The 21441-nt window shown below is 74.9% G+C and carries 2 protein-coding genes; both read left to right on the forward strand.

Translation table 11 applies throughout. From position 1 onward, the window contains the following. Positions 1-5: 5 nt before the first annotated feature. On the forward strand, positions 6-2000 hold the full coding sequence (gene asnB, locus AB0O11_RS18545; RefSeq protein ID WP_363387701.1) for an asparagine synthase (glutamine-hydrolyzing): 1995 nt from the start codon (positions 6-8) through the stop codon (positions 1998-2000). Beyond that, positions 1997-21406, forward strand: coding sequence for an SDR family NAD(P)-dependent oxidoreductase (locus AB0O11_RS18550; RefSeq protein WP_363387704.1), 19410 nt, complete (start codon positions 1997-1999; stop codon positions 21404-21406). The genes asnB and AB0O11_RS18550 overlap by 4 nt, the downstream gene beginning before the upstream one ends. Positions 21407-21441: the final 35 nt, after the last annotated feature.

Here is a 21441-nt window from a genome sequence, read left to right on the forward strand (position 1 = left end):
CTGTCATGTGCGGAATCGCCGGGTTCCTCGGGAACCCACCACGGTCCGGAGCGGCCACCGAGGTCATCACCTCGATGCTCTCGGCCATCCGCCACCGCGGGCCGGACCAGGCCGGCTACTACCTGGACGACGGGCTCGCGATGGGCACCGTACGACTGGCGATCGTCGACCCCGCCGACGGCACGCAGCCGATGTCGGACCCGGCCGAGAGGTACTGGATCTGCTTCAACGGCGAGATCTACAACCACGTCGAACTGCGCGCGGAACTGGAGGGCCTGGGCCGTCCGTTCCGCACCCACCACTCCGACACCGAAGTCGCCCTCCAGGCCTGGATCCAGTGGGGTCCGGACTGCTTGGCCCGCTTCAACGGCCCGTTCGCGCTCGCGATCCGGGACACCGTGACCGGCCGGTTCGTCCTGGCCCGCGACCGCTACGGCAAACGCCCGCTGTACTACGCCGAGCACGACGGCGCCCTCCTGTTCGCCTCCGAGGCGAAGGCCTTCGGCGCCTTCCCCGGCTTCCGCTTCGAGCTCTCCCCGAAGGACCTGGCCGCGATCTACGCGGTGTGGACGCCGCTGCCCGACCGCACGCCGTTCGTCGGTGTCCACCAGCTGCCGATGGGCTCGCTCCTGGAGATCGACGGCGACCGGCGCTCGCTGCGCGCGTACGAGGAACTCTCCTTCGACGTACCGGGCTTCGACGGCACGGAACGCGAGGCGGTGGAGTCCGTCCGGGAGAGCCTGCACCACGCGGTGGAGCTGCGCCTGCGCTCCGATGTGGAGGTCGGCGTCTACCTGAGCGGCGGTCTGGACTCCTCCGTGGTGACCAGCCTCGCCACCCGGCTGTCCCGGCACCAGGTCCGCACCTTCTCGGTGGCCTTCCGGAACAAGCACTTCGACGAGTCCGACAGCCAGCTCCTGGTCGCCGAGCACCTGGGCACCGTGCACTCCGCCCTCCCGGTCACCGGTGCGGACATCGCCGACAACCTCCCCTCGGCGGTGTACCACGCCGAGGTGCCGGCCTTCCGGACGTCCTTCGTCCCGATGTTCCTGCTCTCCCGCCACGTCCGCGACGCCGGCATCAAGACCGTGCTCAGCGGCGAGGGCTCCGACGAGGCCTTCCTCGGGTACTCCCTGTTCCGCGAGACCATGCTGCGCGAACGCTGGCACGAGCTCACGGACGCCGAGCGGCGGGCCGCGCTCGCCACCCTGCACCCGGAGCTGGCGCACTTCGGCCCGGCCCACCAGGGCCATCTGCTCGGCCTGTACCAGCAGTTCGCCACCGAGCGGCTGCCCGGCCTGTTCTCCCATGAACTGCGCTACCAGAACGGCAGGTTCGCGGCCCGGCTGCTCGCCGCCAAGGAGGACCCGTTCGCCGACCTGCTCGACCTGGTCGCCCGGACACCGGGGTACCCGGCCATGTCCGCGGTGCAGAAGGCTCAGTGGCTGGAGTACAAGACCCTGCTGCCCGGCTTCCTGCTCTCGACCCAGGGCGAGCGCGTCGCCCTGGCACACGGCGTGGAGAACCGCTGCCCGTTCCTCGACCCGGCGGTGGTCCGGACCGCCTCCTCGGTCAACCTCCGGTTCGACGACGGGTGGAACGAGAAGGCCCTCCTGAAGAAGGCGTTCCGCGCCGAGCTCCCGCAGTGGACCACCGACCGCCCCAAGCAGCCCTACCGCGCACCGGGCGCCGAGGCGTTCAAGGAGGGCCGTCCGGACTACCTGGAACTCATCCTGTCCGACGCCGAGTTGGGCAAGCTCGACTTCCTGGACCGGCGATTCGCCCGCCGCCTGACGGACCGGATCATGGAGTCGCCCGTCGAGGAGGTGAGCACCAAGGAGGACCAGGCCTTCGTCTACCTGCTCACCACCGCCGTGCTCCACCGGCAGTTCGTGCTCGACGGCGCCGGCCGGGCCAGTGGGGCCCCGGCCGGGGCGCTCGACCTGAAGGTGACCGTGGACCGGCGTCACGCCGTCCGGACCGGCAAGGAGGCCCGGTGACCACCGACGACATGGCCATCATCGGCCTCGCACTGCGCTTCCCCGGGGCCGACACCCTTGCCACGCTCTTCGACCACCTCGTCGCCGGACGCTCCCTGATCACCGAGGTCCCGGCCGAACGGTGGTCCAAGGAACGCTACTTCGGCGACCCGCGCGGCGGCGGCGAACGGACCAACAGCATCTGGGCCGGGTTCATCGAGGACGCGGACCGCTTCGACGCCGCCTTCTTCGCCATCTCCCCGCGCGAGGCCGAGACGATGGACCCGCAGCAGCGGTTCGCCCTCGAACTCGCCTGGAAGGCCATCGAGGACGCGGGCTACCGCGCGGGCGAGCTCGCGGGCAGCCGCACCGGGGTCTTCATGGGCGTCTGCCACGCCGACTACGCCGAGCTGATCGAGCGCGACGACGTGGCGACCGACGCCTACTTCCCGACCGGCACGGCCTACTCGATCGTCGCCAACCGGATCTCGTACCACTTCGACCTCCACGGCCCGAGCATCGCCAACGACACCGCCTGCTCCAGCTCCCTGGTGTCCGTCTACGAGGCCGTGACGGCGCTGAACAACGGGGACTGCGACCTGGCGCTGGCCGGCGGCGTGAACCTGTGCTGGTCCCCGAAGCACTTCGTGGCCTTCAGCAAGGCCGGCATGCTCTCGCCCACGGGCCGGGCGCACGCCTTCGACCAGGGCGCCGACGGGTTCGTCCGCGGCGAGGGCGGCGCGGTCCTGCTGCTCAAGCCGCTCGCCCGGGCGCTCGCGCACGGCGACCCGGTCCACGGGGTGATCAAGGGCGTCGGCACCAACCACGGCGGGCGGACCAACTCGCTGACCGTGACCAGCCCGGCCGCCCAGGCCGCGCTGATCGAGGACGTCTACACCCGCGCGGGCATCGCGCCCGGGAGCGTCGGCTACATCGAGGCGCACGGACCGGGCACGCCGGTCGGGGACCCGATCGAGGTCGTCGGCCTCAAGCGCGCCTTCCGGAACCTGCACGAGGCCGCCGGCACCGAGCCCGTCCCGGGCACGACCGGCATCGGCTCGGTCAAGACCAACATCGGGCACCTGGAATCCGCCGCCGGGGTGGCCGGCATGGTGAAGGTCGTCGCCGCCATGGCCGCCGGGGTGCTGCCCGCAACCGTCAACTTCGAGACCCTGAACCCGCTGATCAACCTGGACGGCAGCCCCTTCTACATCGTGGACGGGACCCGGCCCTGGCCGGCCGGGGACGACACGCCCCGCCGGGCCGGCGTCAGCTCCTTCGGCTTCGGCGGGACCAACGCCCACGTGCTGCTGGAGGAACCGCGGCACCGCACCGCGTCGGCCGACGCACCGGGCCCGTACGTCGTCCCGCTGTCGGCGCGCACCCCCGAGCGGCTGCGCGTGCTCGCCGGGCTGCTGCGGGAGCACCTGCTCGCGCCGGAGTCCGCGCTGCTGCCGCACCAGTCGCCGGCCGACATCGCCCACACCCTGCGGGTGGGCCGCGAACCGCTGGCGGCCCGGGCCGCCCTCGTCGTCTCCGACCGGGAACAGCTCGTCGCCGCGCTGGAACCGCTGGCGTCCGGTGAGCTCCCGGCCGGCGGCTGCGCCGACCCCGCCGGCGCCGGACCGGAGATCATGACCGCGGTCGCCGACTGGCTGGGCGGCGGGGACGCCACGTGGCCGCACCTCCCCGGTGCCCACCGGGTGCGGCTGCCCACCTACCCGTTCGCGCGGGACCGGCACTGGTACCGCGTGCCGGAGCCCGTCGCCCCCGCCGTGGCCGCGACCGGGCACCTGCACCCCCTCGTCCACCGCAACACCTCCGACCTGGTGCAGCAGCGCTACACCTCGACGTTCACCGGCGCCGAGCCCTTCCTCGACGACCACCGCGTCAACGGCCGGCAGGTGCTGCCCGCCGCGGCCTACGTCGAGATGGCCCGGGCCGCCGTGAAACTCTCGGCCACCGGGACGGGGACCGTCCGGCTGCGCGACCTGGCCTGGCTGCGGCCGATCACCGTCGACGGGGAACCCGTCGAGGTCCGGGTCGAACTGACGCCCGGGGAGCGGGGGATCGCCGTCGCGTTCCGCCAGGGCGACACGGAGCACGGCACCGGCCGCGCCGAACTCGTCCCGCCCGCACCGCCGGCCCCGCTCGACCCGGACGCGCTGCGCGCCTCCTGCCCGGACCCGGCCGACCCGGACGCGGTCCACCGGCGGCTGCGCGCCCAGGGCCTGGAGTACGGCCCCGCCATGCGCGCGCTGCGGGAGCTGCGCACCGGCCCGGACCGGGCGCTCGCCCGCATCCGGCCGACCGAGCCCGGGGGCGGCGGGCACCTGCTGCCGCCGAGCCTGCTGGACGCGGCCTTCCAGGTCTCCGTCACGCTGATGGCGGACACCGCCGGGCCGACCCTCCCGCTCGCCCTGGACGAGGTCGTGGTCCACCGGCCGTGCCCGGCCGAGAGCTGGGCGTGGGTCCGGCGGACGGGCGGCTCGGGTGCCGTGGCCACCTTCGACATCGACCTGTTCGACAGCGAGGGCGTCGTCCACGCCACGGTCCGGGGGCTCGCCCAGCGCGCCACCGGCACGGGCCCGCGCGTCGTCACCGCCACCACCCGGTGGACGGACCGGCCGGCCGTCCCGGGCGGCCCGGCCCGCACCCCGCACACCCCGGAGCTGCCCGGCGTCGCCCCGGCGGCCCCGGCCGACGGCATCGAGGCCGTGACGGACACGGTGTTCGCCGCCGTCCGGGAGCTGCTGCTCTCCCGGCCCACCACCGAGCACCGGTTCGTGGTGCTGGTCGACGGGCGGGTCCCGGCACACTTCCACCGGCCGCTCGCGGGCCTGTTCCGCACGGTCGCGCTGGAGAACCCGCTGGTCTCCGGCCGGGTGGTGCGCGTCGACGGCCTGGAGGGCGCCGACCGGGCCACGATCGAACGGATCGTCGGCGAGGAGTGCTCCGACGGGGGCACCGACAGCGAGGTCCGTCGCCGCGCCGACGGGGTCCGGCAGGTGCTGGAACCCGTCGGGACACCGCTCGGGGACGGCCCGGCCGTCCCGGAGCTGCGAACCGGTGGGGTGTACTGGGTCACCGGCGGTCTGGGCGGCCTCGGTCCGCACCTGGCCCGCTACTTCGGCCGGGCGGGGGCCACGGTGGTGCTCAGCGGGCGGTCCGCCACCGGCTCGCTCGCGGCCCTGCGCGCCGACGGCGTCGACGCGCACTACCTGCCGGTGGACGTCGCCGACGCCGACGAGGTCCGCGACGCGGTCGAGACGATCCTGCGCGACCACGGCTCGCTCGACGGTGTCGTCCACGCGGCCGGCGTCCTGCGCGACCAGTACCTGGTGCGCAAGGACCTCGCCGACGTCCGCACGGTGGGCGCGCCGAAGATCCGCGGCGCGCTCAACCTGGACGCCGCCACCCGCCGCCTCGGCCTGGACCACTTCGTGCTCTTCTCGTCGGTCGCCGGGGTGTACGGCAACGCCGGCCAGTCCGACTACGCCGCGGCCAACGCGTTCCTGGACGCGTTCGCCGGGCACCGGCAGGCGCTGGTCGACGCCGGCGAGCGCAGCGGCCGTACCGTCGCGGTCAGTTGGCCGCTGTGGGCCGACGGCGGCATGACGATGGACGAGGCCGGCCGGGAGGCGATGCGCCGCGAGCGGGGCTGGGAACCGCTGCCCACCGAGGAGGGGCTGCGCGCACTCGGCCGGGCGCTGGGCGCCGACGCCCCGGCCCACGTCGTGGTCGGCTACGGCGCGGGCGCCACGCTCGCGGCCCGGCCCGCCGCGCCGCACCGCACGGCCGCGCCGGGTCGAGCCGCCGGAACGGCGGGAACCGCGGTAACGGCCACGCCGGGCATCGGCGACGAGGAACTGACCGCGCTGACCGAGGACCTGCTGCGGCGGATCGTCGGCGAGGTCCTCCGGCACCCCCCGGAGCACCTCGACCCGGCCACCGACCTCGGCACGTACGGCATCGACTCGCTGAGCATCATGGGCGTGACCGCCGAGTTGGAGAAGCTGTTCGGGCCGCTCTCCAAGACCATCTTCTTCGAGTACCTCAACATCGCCGACGTCGCCGCCCACTTCATGGAGTCCCGGCGGGAACAGTTGGCGGCCGTCCTCGGCGGGGCGGTGCCGCAGGCCCAGTCAGAGCCAGAGCCCGAGTCCAAGTCCGAGCCCGAGCCCGAGCCCGCCGAGGAGCCCGTCCGGTCCGCCGAGGACTCCGGGACGGCCCGGGGCCCCGGGGCCGCCGACGCCACCGGTGTCCTCGACGTCGTCGGGACCCGGGCGGAACGGTCCGGCGCGGAACGGTCCGGCGCGGGCCGGGACGACCGGCACGACATCGCGATCATCGGGATCTCCGGCCGCTACCCCGGCGCCGACACCCTCGACGAGCTGTGGGAGCTCCTGGAGAACGGCCGGCACAGCTTCACCGAGATCCCCGCCGAGCGCTGGGACCACCGGGTCGTCCTCGACGGCGACCGGTCCGTACCCGGCAAGACCGTGATCCGGACCGGAACCTTCCTGCGCGACATCGACGCCTTCGACCCCCGCTACTTCCGGATCTCCAAGCGCGAGGCCGAGCAGATGTCCCCGGAGGTGCGGCTGTTCCTCCAGGCCGGGGTGCAGGCGCTGGAGGACGCGGGCTACTCGCGGGAGACCATCCGGCGCCGCTACCAGGGCGACGTCGGCGTGCTCGTCGGAACGATGAGCAACCACTACAACCTGTACGGCTTCCAGAACAGCCTCACCCGCGGCGCGCCGCAGAGCGGCAGCTACACCGGCACGATCCCGAACATGCTGTCCTACTTCTACGGCCTGACCGGACCGTCGATCTTCCTGGACACCATGTGCTCGGCCTCCTCGACCTGCATCCACCAGGGCGTGCAGATGCTGCGGGCCGGCGAGTGCCGGATGGTCGTCGCGGGCGGCATCAACCTGCTGCTGCACCCGTACAACCTGATCACCTCCTCGCAGGAGCACTTCACCACCGGCACCTCGGACGTGATCCGCAGCTTCGGTCTCGGCGTGGACGGCACCATCCTCGGCGAGGGCGTCGGCGCGGTGGTGCTCAAGCCGCTGGTCGACGCGGAGCGGGACGGCGACCACGTGTACGCCGTGATCAAGGGCACCGCCCTGGCCAACGCCGGTGTGCGCAACGGCTTCACCGTGCCGAGCCCCGCGATGCAGGCCCGCGCGATCGAGAAGGCCGTCGAGGACGCCGGGATCGACCCGCGGACGATCGGCTACGTCGAGGGCCACGGCTCGGGCACCGCCCTGGGCGACCCGATCGAGGTCCGCGCCCTCACCTCGGCGTACCGGAAGTACACCGCGGACCGGCAGTTCTGCGCGCTCGGCTCGGTCAAGGCCAACATGGGACACCTGCTCGCCGCCGCCGGGATGGTGGGCCTGTCGAAGGTGCTGCTCCAGCTGCGGCACGGCAAGCTGGTGCCGTCCCTGCACAGTTCGGAGCTCAATCCGGACATCGACTTCGCGGACACCCCGTTCCGGGTGCAGCAGACCCTCGCCGACTGGCAGCCGGTCGTCACCACGGTCGACGGCCGGGAGGTCACCCACCCGCGCCGGGCCGGCCTCACCTCGATCGGCGCCGGCGGCATGAACTCCCACATCATCCTGGAGGAGTACCCGCCGCGGCCGGTGCGCCGGGAACCCTTCGGCGAGCAGCTGTTCGTGTTCTCCGCGATGAACGAGGCCGCCCTCGGGCGCTACCTCGCCGTCTTCCGCGACCACCTCGCCGGGGTCCGCGAGGCCGACCTCCCCGACATCGCCTTCACCCTCCGGGTCGGCAGGAACGAACTGCCGTACCGCTGGGCCTTCCTGGCGGGCGACAAGGCCGCCGCCCTGGCCGCCCTGGACGGCTGGCCGGCGGGCCGCCGGGACGTGCCGGAGCACGAGACGGCCCGGACCTGGCTCGCGGGCCGGAGCGTCGACTGGGACCGTCTGCCTTCCGCCCGGCGGGTTCCGCTGCCCCCGTACCCCTTCGACCGGGTGCGCTGCTGGGTCGAGGTGGACGAGGACGCGCCGTCCGTACTCGCCCCGCTGGCCTTCCGCGAGCGGCTGCACCCCTTCCTGGGACGCAACGAGTCCGACGTCCACGGCCTGCGGTACACCGCGGACCTGCGCCTCGACGACCTCCTGGACTACACCTACCGCCAGGACGGGCTCCCCGTCGTGGTGCCCACCTTCGCCGTGGACCTCGCACTCGCCACCGGGAAGGTCAGCGGGTTCGCGGCCCGGCCGGCGGTCCACGACCTGCGGGTGCTGCGGCCGATCGACTGGCCGGCCACCGACCGCCTCGTCACCGAGTTCGCCGACGGCCACGGCCGGGTGCTGGCCGGGGACGGGTCGCCGGCCGTCGAGTTCACCGTCCGGGCGGGCGGCGCGCCCACCGGCCGGATCGACCTGACGGGTCTGCGGCCCGTGCTGGACCGGGCGGGCTTCCTGGCCGAACTGGCCGAGGGCGGTGTCGTCCCCCGGGCTGCCTCGTGCGCCGTCGACGGGGTGTCCGCCGCGCCGGACGGCAGCACCGTCCTGCGGCTGACCCGCCCCGACGCCCAGCAGGACCACGTCCGGCGGCACGTGACCATCGAGCCGCCCGTGCTCGCGGCGATCGCCCTGGGCGTGCAGTGGACGGCCCGGCGGGCCGGACGTCCGGACTGGCCGCACGTCGCGCCCAACCGGATCGGCGGGATCACGGTCCGCTCCGGCGGGCCGGTCGCGTACGTCCTCCTCGCTGCCGACCGGATCCTCCTGGCCGACGGTTCGGGCGAGGTCCTCGGAGTGCTGGAGGACGTACTGTGCGGCACCGGGGGAACGGCCCCGGCCGCACGCCCGGCTCCCCGGCCGGCCGGCGTCCTACCCGGGCCCGACACCGCCGGGCCCGGCACCATCGGGGCGGACACCGTCGGGGCGGGCCCGGACGAGCCGGCGGAGAGCGCGTCGGCCCCGGCCGGTGCGGCCGGGGTCGTGGACGGGCTGCGCGAGATCGCGGCGGGGCTGCTGAAGTTCGAGCCCGCGGAACTCGACCCCCGGACCGGCCTGGACGAGTTCGGCTTCGACTCCATCTCCCTGGTCGCCTTCGCCAAGCGGATCGAGGAGCGCTTCGGCGTCACGGTCAGCCCGGCCGTCTTCTTCGACCTCAGGAACCTGGAGGTGCTGGGCGCCCACCTGGTCGAGGAGCACGGGGCCTCGGCCGCGCCGCACCCGGCCCGCCCGGCGGCCGAGGGTCCCGTGCCGGTCTCCGCCACCGCGGCGGACCCGGCCCCGCCGCCCGCCGACGAGCCCCGGCCGCAACCCCGGCCGGCCCGGGCCGGGGTTGCCCCGGACGAGCCGATCGCCGTGATCGGCGCGGCCGGACGCTTCCCCGGTGCCCGCGACCTCACCGAGTTCTGGGCGAACCTGCTGGCCGGGCGGGACTCCGTCACCGACTTCCCGCTGGACCGCTACGACGAGGAGCAGCGCCGGGCCGTCACGGCCCTGGACTTCCCCCGGCGGATGGGCGTCCTCGACGACGTCGACGCCTTCGACGCGGCGTTCTTCCGGATCCTGCCGCGCGAGGCCGAGCTGATGGACCCGCAGCACCGCCTGATGCTGGAGACGGTCTGGCAGGCCCTGGAGGACAGCGCCCACCGGCCGAGCGAACTCCCCGCCAACACCGGGGTGTTCATCGGCGTCACCGGCAACGACTACGCGACGCTGCTCAGCACTCGCGGGGTACCGCCGGACGCCTTCACCGCGACCGGCACGACCCACGCGATCCTGGCCAACCGCATCTCCTACCTGCTCGACGTGCGCGGCCCGAGCGAGCCCATCGACACCGCCTGCTCCAGCTCGCTGGTCGCGGTGCACCGCGCGATGGAGGCGATCAGGTCCGGCGCCTGCGACCTGGCGATCGCGGGCGGGGTGAACGTCCTGCTCGACGCCGGCACCTTCGTCAGCGCCCACCGCGCGGGGATGCTCAGCCCGGACGGGCTCTGCCGCACCTTCGACGCCGAGGCCAACGGCTACGTACGCGGCGAGGGCGTGGGAGCCGTCGTCCTCAAGCCGCTGGCGGCAGCCGAACGCGACGGCGACGCGATCCTCGGTGTGCTCCGGGGCAGCGCCTACAACCACGGCGGGCGGGCCAACTCGCTCACCGCGCCGAACGCCGACGCCCAGGCCGAGCTGGTCACCGCGGCGGTCGGCGGCCTCGACCCGGACACCATCGGCTACGTCGAGACCCACGGCACCGGGACGGCCCTCGGCGACCCGGTCGAGGTCCGCGCGCTGCGCACGGCCTTCCGCAGGCTCGGCCGGAGTGACGACGGCTCCTGCGGCCTGGGCTCGGTGAAGACCAATATCGGGCACCTGGAATCGGCGGCCGGCATCGCCGGTCTGTTGAAGGTGCTGCTCGCGCTCCGGCACGGGGTGCTGCCCGCGATCCGGCACCTGCGGCGGGTCAACCCCTTCGTCGAAATCGCCGACGGGCCCTTCCACCTGGTCCGGGAGAACGAGCCCTGGCCGCGTCCGCGTGACCGCGACGGCCGGGACGCGCCGAGGCGGGCCGGGGTGAGCAGCTTCGGCTTCGGCGGCGTCAACGCCCACGTCGTGGTCGAGGAGTACGTCCCGGTCCGTGCGGAGCGGGACGAGCCCGCCGGGGACGTCCTGGTCCCGCTGTCGGCGCGCACCGCACAGCAGTTGACGGAGCGGGCCGGGGACCTGCTGGCCTTCCTGGAGCGGTCGGAGGGGTTGTCGCTGCGCGCGGTCGCCCGGACCCTCCTGGAGGGCCGGGAGGAGATGGCCGAGCGGGCCGCCTGGAGCGTGTCGTCACTGGCCGAACTGACGGACCGGCTGCGGGAGTTCGTGGCCACCGGCGACCGCGGCGAAACCACCGGTCCGGCGGCGCGCTGGATCGCCGGCGAGGCCCTCGGCCGGTCGGTGTGGCCGGACGGGGCGACACCCGGGCGCGTGCACCTGCCCGGGTACCCCTTCGCCCGGGACCGGTTCTGGTACCCCGAGGCCGAGCCGGCACCGGCGGCCGTGCCCCCGGCCGCGGGACCGCGGACGGCGCCCGACGGCGTTCACGAGGCCGTCACGACCCTGTCGGTCCCGAGCTGGGCCCCCGCCCCGGCCCGCGCCGCGCCTGGCCGCCGCCACGACCGCCGCGCGGTCGTGCTGTGCGGGGTCGACGGCGACGTCCCCGGGGCGATCCGGCTGGAGACCGCCAAACGGCGGCCGGAGAGCCGGTTCCGCGACCTGTCCTGGAAGCTGCTGGAGACCGTCCGGGGCCTCGCGGCCGAGGGCGGCACGGTGCTGGTCCAGGTGGTCACCGACACGGCGGCCCCGGCCGGGCTGCTGCGCTCGGTGGCCAAGGAGGACCCGGGAGTGCTCGGCCAGGTGATCGTCCTGGACCGCGGCTCGGCCGTCGACCCGGCCGTGGCGGTCGCGGAGAACGCCGACGGCGCGGACGACCTCGTCCGCTACCACCACGGCGTCCGGCAGACCCTCGGCTGGACCCCTGTCGCGCCCCCGGTCACCGGCTCCGCCCCGCCGTGGCGGGACAGCGGTGTGTACCTCATCACCGGAGGCGCCGGCGCCATCGGCGCCGCGACGGCCCGCCGGATCGCCGCCGACGTCCGACGGCCCACCCTCGTCCTCGCGGGCCGCTCGCCGGCCGACGAGCGGGTGGAAGCGCTGCTGGCCGAACTGCGGCGGACCGGCGCGGTCGCCCGCTACGTACGGGCCGACCTCTCGCGCTGGGAGGAGGTCCGCCACCTCGTCGCCGAGGCGGGCGAGGTCACCGGGGTGGTGCACGCCGCCGGTACGGTCCGCGACGCCCTGTTCACCGAGAAGACCGGGGCGCAGTGGGAGGAGGTCCTCGGCGCCAAGGCGGACGGCCTCGTCCACCTCGACCGGGCCACCGCGCACTGCCCGCTGGAGTTCGTCCTGGCCTACTCCTCCGGTGCCGCGGTCACCGGCAACCCCGGGCAGTGCGACTACGCGGCCGCCAACGCCTTCCTGGACGAGTTCGCCGTCTCCCGGAACGCGGCCGTCGCCCTGGGAGAACGGCGGGGCCGGACGCTCTCCGTCGCCTGGCCGCTGTGGCAGGACGGCGGCATGGCCGTCGACGACCGCACCCTGGCCTACCTGCGGGAGGACCGGGGGCTGGTCCCGATGCCGACGGAGGCGGGCTTCGCGGCCCTGGCCGACGCCTGGCGCACCGGGGCGGACCGGGTGTGGGTGCACCACGGCACGCCGGTCGCCCGGCCCGCGTCGGCGCCGCCCACGTCCGTGCGGCCCGCGTCCGCGCCGCCCGGCCCCGGTGGGAGCCGCGCCGCCGACCGCGCCGTGCTGGACCACCTGCGCGAGGTCTTCGCGGAGGTCAGCAAGCTCGCGCCGGAGGCGGTGGATCCGGACCGGCCGTTCGTCGACATCGGTCTCGACTCGGTGATGGTGATCCAGCTCAGGCGTGCGCTGGCCCCGTTCTACCCCGAGGCCTCGTCGACCCTCTTCTACGAGCACCCGACCCTGCGGGCGGTGGCCGCCCGGCTCAGCGGCGGCCGACGGCCGCAGCCCACGGCGGAGGCCGTGCCGCAGCCCGTATCGCAGCCCGTGACAGGTCGGCCGGACGGGCCCGCCCCGGCAGCCCCCGTGGCCCGGTCGGGACGGACCGCCCCCTCCGGGGAGCCCGCCACCGGACGGGCCGTCGCCCCCGACGAGCCGATCGCCGTCATCGGGCTGAGCGGCCGCTACCCGGGCGCCGCCGACCCGGACGAGTTCTGGGAGAACCTCAGGGCCGGCCGCGAGGGCATCCGGGAGATCGACCGGTGGCCGCTGGACGGCTTCTTCGAACCCGACCGCAACACCGCCGTGGCCTCCGGGCGCAGCTACAGCAAGTGGGGCGGGTTCCTGGACGGCTTCGCCGACTTCGACCCGAGGTTCTTCGGCATCGCCCCGCGCGACGCCTACGCCATGGACCCGCAGGAGCGGCTGTTCGTCCAGGCCGCCTGGGAGGTACTGGAGGACGCCGGGTACACCCGGGCCCGCCTCGCCGAACAACACGACCACCGGGTCGGCGTGTTCGCCGGCGTCACCAAGGTCGGGCACGCCCGGCACGAAGCCGGCCGGCTGCCCTCGGGCGAACTCGTCGTCCCCGCGCTCTCGTTCGCCTCGCTGAGCGCCCGGGTCTCCTACCTGCTCGACCTGCGGGGGCCGAGCCTGACCGTGGACACCATGTGCTCCGCCTCGCTGACCGCGATCCACGAGGCCTGTGAGCAGCTCCGCAGCGGCGCCTGCGAGGTCGCCCTCGCCGGCGGCGCGAACGTCTACGCCCACCCGCTGGACTACGTCGAACTGTGCCGCTCCGGCATGCTCTCGCCCGACCGGCACTGCCGCAGCTTCGGGGCCGGCGGCCACGGGTTCGTGCCCGGCGAGGGAGTCGGCTGCGTCCTGCTCAAGCCGCTGTCCCGGGCCCTGGCGGACGGGGACCGGGTGCTGGGGCTGATCCGCGCCACCGGCGTCAACCACGGCGGACGCAGCACCGGTTACACGGTGCCGAGCCCGACCGCCCACGCCTCGCTGATCCGCGAGGTGCTGGACCGGGCCGGTGTCCCGGCCCGGCGGGTCGGCTACGTCGAGGCGCACGGCACCGGCACCGAGCTGGGCGATCCGATCGAGATCGCCGGCCTGGCCACGGCATTCCGGCAGGACACCGACGACCGGCAGTACTGCGCGATCGGCTCGGTGAAGTCCGGCATCGGACACCTGGAGGCCGCCGCCGGCGTGGCCGGCCTCACCAAGGTGCTGCTGCAGCTCCGGCACCGGGAACTGGTCCCCACCCTGAATGCCGAACGGCCCAACCCGAACATCGACTTCGAATCGTCCCCCTTCCGGCTCCAGCGCGAACTGGCGCCCTGGCACAGTGAGGGCCCGCGGATCGCGGCTGTCTCCTCCTTCGGCGCCGGCGGCTCCAACGCGCACGTGATCGTCGAGGAGTACCCCGTGCAGCCCGCAGACGGCGCCGTGGACGGCGCCGAACAGGTCATCGTCCTGTCCGCCCGGACCCCCGGCCAACTCGCCGACTCCGTCGACCGGTTGGCCGCATTCCTGGACCGGGCCCCGGACACCCCGCTGACCGACCTCGCGTACACGCTCCAGGTGGGACGGGAGGCGATGGCCGAGCGGTACGCGGTCGTGGTCTCCTCGACCGGGGACCTGCGGGCCGCGCTGCGCGACGGCCGGGGACACCGGGGCAGCGCGGGAGCGGCGCCCGGCGGACTGCTCGCGGAACTCACCTCGGACGGCGAGCTCCAGGACCTGCTCGTCCAGCGGTGGAGCGCCGCCGGGGAACTGTCCAAGATCGCGGCCCTCTGGGCGTCCGGCGTCGGGGTCGACTGGCGGCGGCTGCACCGGGGCGCGCGGCGGACCATCGCCCTGCCCACCTATCCGTTCGCCGCGGAGCGGTTCTGGATCGGCGACCTGCCCCGCTCCGGGTCCGTGCCGGATCCGGAGCCCGCGCCCGCTCCGACGCCCCTTCCCGCGCCCGCTCCCGCGCTCCTCGTGGCTCCGGAACCGGCGGCCGAACCGGCCCCCGAACCGGCCGACCTGGAGGAGCTGGTGCCCGCGCTGGTGCGGGAGAAGGTCGCCGCGGCCCTCGTGATGGACGTCGGCGAGGTCCTCGACGGGCTGGCGTTCGCCGACCTGGGCCTGGACTCCATCCTCGCCGTCCGGGTGGTCCACGAGCTCAACACCGCGCTCTCGCTGGACCTTTCGACCACCGTGGTGTTCGACCACGCCACAGTCGACCGGCTGGCCGCGCACCTGCTTGCCGAACACCGGGACACCATCGTGCCCGCCCGCACCGCACCGCCGGCCCGCACCGCACCGCCCGCCGGGACCACTCCGACCGCGCCTCCCACCGCACCGCCCGGCGGCGGGACCGCCGAGCACCGTCCCGCCCCCGGGCGTCCGGCCCCCGACCCCGGGCCGGCGGAGCGCGGCCCGATCGCGATCGTCGGCATGAGCGGCCGGTTCGCGGGCACCGGCTCGCTGGACGAGCTGTGGACGCGGCTGGAGAACGGGGACGACCTGGTCACCGACGCCACCCGCTTCCGCCTCGACGGCGTGAGCCCGTGCACCAAGGGCGGGTTCCTCGACCGGATCGACGAGTTCGACGCGCTGTTCTTCAACATCTCGGGCACGGAGGCCGCCGTGATGGACCCCCAGCAGCGGCTGCTGCTGGAGGAGTCCTGGAGGGCCCTGGAGGACGCCGGGTACGCCGGCCGGATGGACCGGCGGCGGTGCGGCGTGTACGTCGGCGCCTGGGCCGGGGACTACCTGGAGCTGCTCGACCGGGACGCCCCGGCGCAGGCCCTGTGGGGCAACATGGCCTCGGTGATCCCCAGCCGGGTCAGCTACGCCCTGGACCTCAAGGGCCCGGCGATCGCCGTCGACACCTCCTGCTCCAGTTCGCTGGTGGCGATCGACCTGGCGTGCAAGGACCTCTGGTCCGGCGAGACCTCGATGGCCCTGGCCGGCGGGGTGTTCGTCCAGTCCACACCGCGGCTGTACGGGCTCGCGGGCCGCGCGGGGATGCTCTCCCCGAGCGGGCGCTGCCACAGCTTCGACCACCGGGCGGACGGCTTCGTCCCCGGCGAGGGGGTCGGGGTCGTGGTGCTCAAGCGGCTCGCCGACGCGCTGGCGGACGGGGACCACGTCCACGGCGTGATCACGGCTGTCGGGGTCAACCAGGACGGCGCCACCAACGGGATCACCGCCCCGAGCTCGGTCTCCCAGGAGGACCTGATCAGCGGGCTGTACGAGCGGGCCGGCATCGACGTGGAGCGGATCGGCCTGGTCGAGGCCCACGGCACCGGCACGCCGCTCGGCGACCCGATCGAGTTCCGGGCCCTCGACCGGGTCTTCCGCGCCCGGACCGACCGCACCGAGTACTGCGCGCTGGGCTCGGTGAAGACCACCATCGGGCACGCCCAGTTCGCCGCCGGCATCGCGGGCGTGCTGAAGGTCCTGCTGGCGCTCAGGCACCGGCGGATCCCCGCGACGCTGAACTTCGAGGCCGCCAACGAGGCCGTCCCGCTGGCCGGCAGCCCGTTCTACGTCAACACCCGGACCCTCGACTGGACCGCCCCCGCCGGCGGCCCGCGCTGCGGCGTGGTGAGCTCCTTCGGCGCCAGCGGCACCAACGCGCACGTCGTCCTCGAGGAGGCGCCGCCCGTGGAGCGGCCGCCGGCGCCGAGGGCGGACCACCCCGTGGTCCTGTCGGCCCGCTCGGAGCACCAGCTCTCCGAGCAGCGGCGCCGGCTCGCGGCGCACCTGCGAGCCCACCCCTCGGTGGAACTGCGCGACCTCGCCCACACGCTGTGGGCCGGCCGGAAGCGGTTCGAGCACCGCTTCGACTGCCTGGTGGGCGACACCGCCGAGCTGATCGCGGTGCTCGACGGCACCGTGCCCGCCCGTCCGGCCGGGGACGCACCGGCCCCGGCCGGGGGGCGCCTCGTCCCGCTGCCGGCCTACCCGTTCGCCCGGGACCGGCACGGGCCCGCGGCGGGCCGCGACCGCGTCACGCTGTCCCGCGAGGACGGCCTGTTGCGGGACCACGTCGTGCAGGGCCGCCACATCCTGCCCGCCGTCGCCCACCTGGAACTGGCCCGTCGGGCGCTGGGCGGCACCCGCGTCCGGATGACCAACGTGACGTGGGTCCAGCCGCTGGAGGTCGGGGAGGACCCGGTCGAGGTGCTGGTCGATCTGCGCACCGACGCCCGCGGCGACCGGAGGTTCTCGGTGTCGACCGGCGGGACGGTCCGCAGCGAGGGCACGCTGACCGCCTCCGACGCCCCGAGCCCGGCCCGGGTGGACCTCGCCGTGCTGCGCGCGCAGTGCCCGGAGACGGTGACGGGCGAACGGATCCACCAGGCCCTGCGGTCGATGGGCATCGAGCACGGACCGAGCCTGCGGGCCGTCCGTCGGGCGCACGTGGGCTCCGACACGGTGCTCGCCGAACTGGATCTGCCCGACTCGGCCGAGCCCGGCGCGCTCACCCCCGCCCTGCTGGACTCGGCGATCCAGGCCACCGTCGCGGCGCACCTGACCGAACTGCGGGACACCGCCGTGCCGTTCGCGCTGGAGCGGCTCGACCTGTTCGCCCCCTGCACCCCGGTCATGACGGCCGTCGTACGGGGCCTCGCGGCCGGGCCGCTCGGCAAGCTGGACATCGACCTGGTGGACGAGGACGGCGAGGTGCGGGTGCGGCTGGTCGGCTACAGCTCCCGCCGGACCGAGCCACGGGCCGAACCCTCCCCCGACCACCGGCCCGGGACGCCGGCCGAGGACCGCGCCGGGGACCTGACCGGGGACCGCGCCGAAGCGGCCGTCGAACCGGCCCTCTACGCCCCGGTCTGGGACCCGATCGCCGCGGACGGCCCCTCGGTGCCCTCCGGCGCGGACCGCGTCCTGGTCGTCGGCGGCCCGTCCCCGATCGCGGGTGCGCTCGGCTGGCCGCTGCCGGCTTCGGCGAGCGTCGAGGAGGCGACCGCCGCCCTGCGCGGGCTCGGACCGATCGACCACCTGGTGTGGGCCGCCCCCGAGGCCAAACTCGCGCCCACCGACGCCGCCGGGTACACCACCGCGCAGAACGACGGGGTGGTCGCGGCGTTCCGCCTGGTGAAGGCACTGATCGCGGCGGGCTACGACGCCAGGCCGCTCGGGATCACCCTGGTGACGACCCGTGCGCTCGCCACCCACGCGGACGACGCGGTCCAGCCCGCGCACGCCGGGCTGCACGGACTGTTCGGCTCGCTGGGCCGGGAGTACGGCAACTGGACCGTCCGCCGCGTCGACCTGGACGGCTCCGGCTGGCCCGCCGACCTCACGGCCCTGCCCGCCCGCTCCCCCGACGACTCCTGGGTCCGGCGGGCCGGCCAGTGGCTGGCCCGCCGCTGGGCCCCGTGCGAGGCCCCGCGGCGCCCGGTGTACCGGGAGGGCGGCGTGTACGTCGTCATCGGCGGGGCCGGCGGGCTGGGCTCCGCGTGGACCCGGCACGTCGTGCGGAACCACGGCGCCCACGTCACCTGGATCGGCCGCCGGGCGCACGACGCCACCGTGGCGGAGCGGATCCGCTCCGCCGGAGGACCGGACCACGTCCGCTACCTCCGGGCCGACGCCGGCGACCCGGCCGCACTGCGCCGGGCCCTGGCGGAGATCAGGCGCAGCCACCCCCGGGTGCACGGCGTCGTCCAGGCGGCGCTGGTGCTGCGGGACAGCACCGTCGCACGGATGGACGAGGCCGGCCTGCGGGCCGCCCTGGCCGCCAAGGTCGACGTGACGACCGCGATGGCCGAGGCCTTCGACGGCGAACCACTGGACTTCGCGCTCCTGCTGTCCTCCATGCAGTCCTTCACGACCGCCGCCGGCCAGGGCAACTACGCGGCCGGATGCACCTTCAGCGACGCCTACGCGCACGCCCTCGGCCGGCACTGGGACACCCCGGTCCGGGTCATGAACTGGGGCTGGTGGGGCGGACTCGGGAGCGTCACCTCCGAGTTCTACCGGGAGCGGATGACCCGGGTCGGGCTGGTGTCGATCGAACCGCCGGAGGGGCTCGCCGCCCTGGACGCCCTGCTCGGCGGCGCGCAGCGGCAGCTCGCCTACGTCCGCACCGACCGGCGCAACACCCTGTCCAACTTCGACCGCACCACCAGGGTCTCCGCGCACGGCCCGGCCGTCCTGCCGCACCCCGGCACGCCGCTGGCCGGCCTCGACGAGCCGGACACCGGCCTGGACGAGGTCGTCCGGTGGCGCCGGGCCGAGCGGGACCCGTGGCTCGCCAAGGTCCTTGCCGCCCAGCTGGCCGGCGTCGACCGGGCCGCGGTCCTGCCGCAGTACGCACAGTGGTGGGAGCACGCCCAGCGGGTCCTGGTTCCGGCGGAGCCCGCGGACGAGGTGCTGGCCCGGTGGGAGCGGCAGTGCGCCCGGTGGTCCGCGGACGCCGACCGGGCGGCGGAGCTGCGACTGGCCTCGGCCATGCTCGGGGCCCTGCCCGGGATCCTGACCGGCCGCGTCCGGCCCACCGACGTGATGTTCCCGCGCGGCTCCATGGAGCTGGTGGAGGGCTGCTACCGCGACAACCACGCCGCCGACCTGTTCAACCGGGCCATGTCCAGGACCGCCGCCCTGCTGGTCGCCGACCGGTTGCGCCGGGAGCCGGGCACCCGGCTGCGGATCCTGGAGGTCGGCGCGGGCACCGGCGGCACCAGCGTGGGGATGTTCGCGGCCCTGCAGCCGTACCGGGACAGCATCGAGAGCTACGTCTACACGGACGTCTCCAAGGCCTTCCTGAACCACGCCCGGGCCTCGTACGGGCCGGAGGTCCCGTACCTGGACTGCCGGCTGCTCGACATCGAGCGGCCGCTGGCCGGGCAGGAGGTCGACGAGGGCGCGTTCGACCTGGTCATCGCCGCGAACGTGCTGCACGCGACCAAGGACACCCGCAACACCCTGCGCAATGCCAAGGCCGCGCTGCGGCCCGGCGGTTGGCTGCTGCTGAACGAACTCTCCGCGTTCGACCTGTTCAGCCACGTGACCTTCGGCCTGCTGGAGGGCTGGTGGCTGTTCGACGACCGGTCGCTGCGGATCCCCGGCTCGCCGGCGCTGTCGCCGGAGAGCTGGCGGGATGTGCTGGCCGGTGAGGGCTTCCGCACCGTCGTGTTCCCGGTGTCCCGGGCGCTTCCGCTGGGGCAGCAGGTCATCGCGGCGGAGAGCGACGGGGTGGCCCGGCAGCGGGCAGCGGCGGCACCGGCGGTCGGCGGGCGGGAGCCGTCCGCGGCCACCCGCGCCGTCGGCGCCCCGGCCGTCAGGTCGGGGACGCGGGCGGTCGACACCCTGCCCGTCGACACCCCGCCCGTCGACACCCCGCCGGCCCGGCCGCAGACCGATCCGGCCGCGCTGATCCTGGCCAAGGCGGCGGCCGTCCTCGGTATCCCGGTCGAGCGGATCGACGCCTCCGCCCCGCTCACCGACTACGGCCTGGACTCGATCCTCGTGCTCCAGCTCACCAACGCCCTGCGCGAGGACTTCGGCGAGGACGTCTCCCCCACCCTGCTGTTCGAGGCCGAGACCATCGACGCCCTCCACGCCCGCCTCGCCGGCGCCCCCGGCCGGCGGTGGGCCCTGTCCCGCGGCCAGCTGACCATGTACCGGGACCAGCTGCGCTGCCCGGACTCCGTCGCCTACCACCTCCCGATCCTCTTCGAGCTCCACGGCGACCCGGACGAGGCGGCGCTGGAGCGCGCGGTCCGGGAGCTGGCCCGGATCCACCCGCTGCTGGGCGCGGTGGTCGCCGAGCGGGACGGTGTCCCGTACCTGGACGTCGATCCGGCCCGTGGCCCGTCCTTCGAACGGACCACGCTCACGCCCACCACGCCGGCCGGCCGGACGGCCGGGCTGCGCGAGCTGGTCGGCGCGCCCTTCGACCTGGCCGCGGGCCCGCTGGTCCGGGCGCACCTGGTCACCCTCTCGGACGGACGCCGGCTCCTGCTGGTCACCGCGCACCACATCCTGCTGGACGGGACCTCCACGGCCCTGCTGGTCCGCACGCTCAAGGACGCCTACCGCGGCCGGGGACAGCTGGGGGACGCCGAGTTCGGCGACTACACCGCCTGGGAGGAGGAGCTGCTGGCCGGCCCGCGGGGGCAGCGCCACCGGAACCACTGGCTGACCGAACTGGCCGGTGCGGACGGGCGGCTGGACCTGCCGTACGACCGTCCGCCGGTGCCGGGACGGCTGCCCCGCGCGGACGTGGTCGTGGCCCGGCTGCCGCGGGAGCTGGCCGCCGCGGTCGCGGGAACGGCGCGCAGCCACCGGGTGAGCGTCTCGACCGTGCTGTTCGCCGCCTACACCCGGTTCCTCCACCGGGTGACCGGCCAGGACGACCTGATCGCGGGGGTCACCACGGCCGCGCGCTACGAGGAGCGCTTCCAGGGCGTGGTCGGCCAGTTCGCGAACTGCCTGCCGATCCGCTCCACCGCCACGGAGGACGTCGCCGAGCTGCTCCGGTCCGTCCACCGCCGGGTGGTGGCCGGGATCGAGCACGGCGCCTACCCGCTGGCCGAGATCGGCCGGGCCCGGGGCGACGGGGACGAACCGCTGGTGCGGACCAACTTCCTGTTCCAGAACTTCGACGGCGCGGACCTGCTGACCATCGGATCGCCCACCGGCCCCGGCGAGTTGGACCTCCGGCCCTTCGACGACCTGCCCTACCCGGGGGAGTACGCCCTCGCCCTGGAGGTCTACCGGGACGAGGACGGCTTCAAGGCCTTCCTCAAGTACGACACCCAGCTGTTCGAGGAGGCCACGGCCCGGCGGATGGCGGACGAGTGGCTGGCGGCCCTGCGGACCGTCGTGGCCGCCGGGTAGCGGGCCCGGTGGGCGGGGACTTCCCCCGCCCACCG

This window comes from Kitasatospora sp. NPDC093102 (genome assembly GCF_040683915.1).
Classification (GTDB): Bacteria; Actinomycetota; Actinomycetes; order Streptomycetales; family Streptomycetaceae; genus Kitasatospora.

Excerpts from the sequence above, each read along its gene's own strand:
- asnB (WP_363387701.1), top strand. The coding sequence starts at position 6 with ATGTGCGGAATCGCCGGGTTCCTCGGGAACCCACCACGGTCCGGAGCG.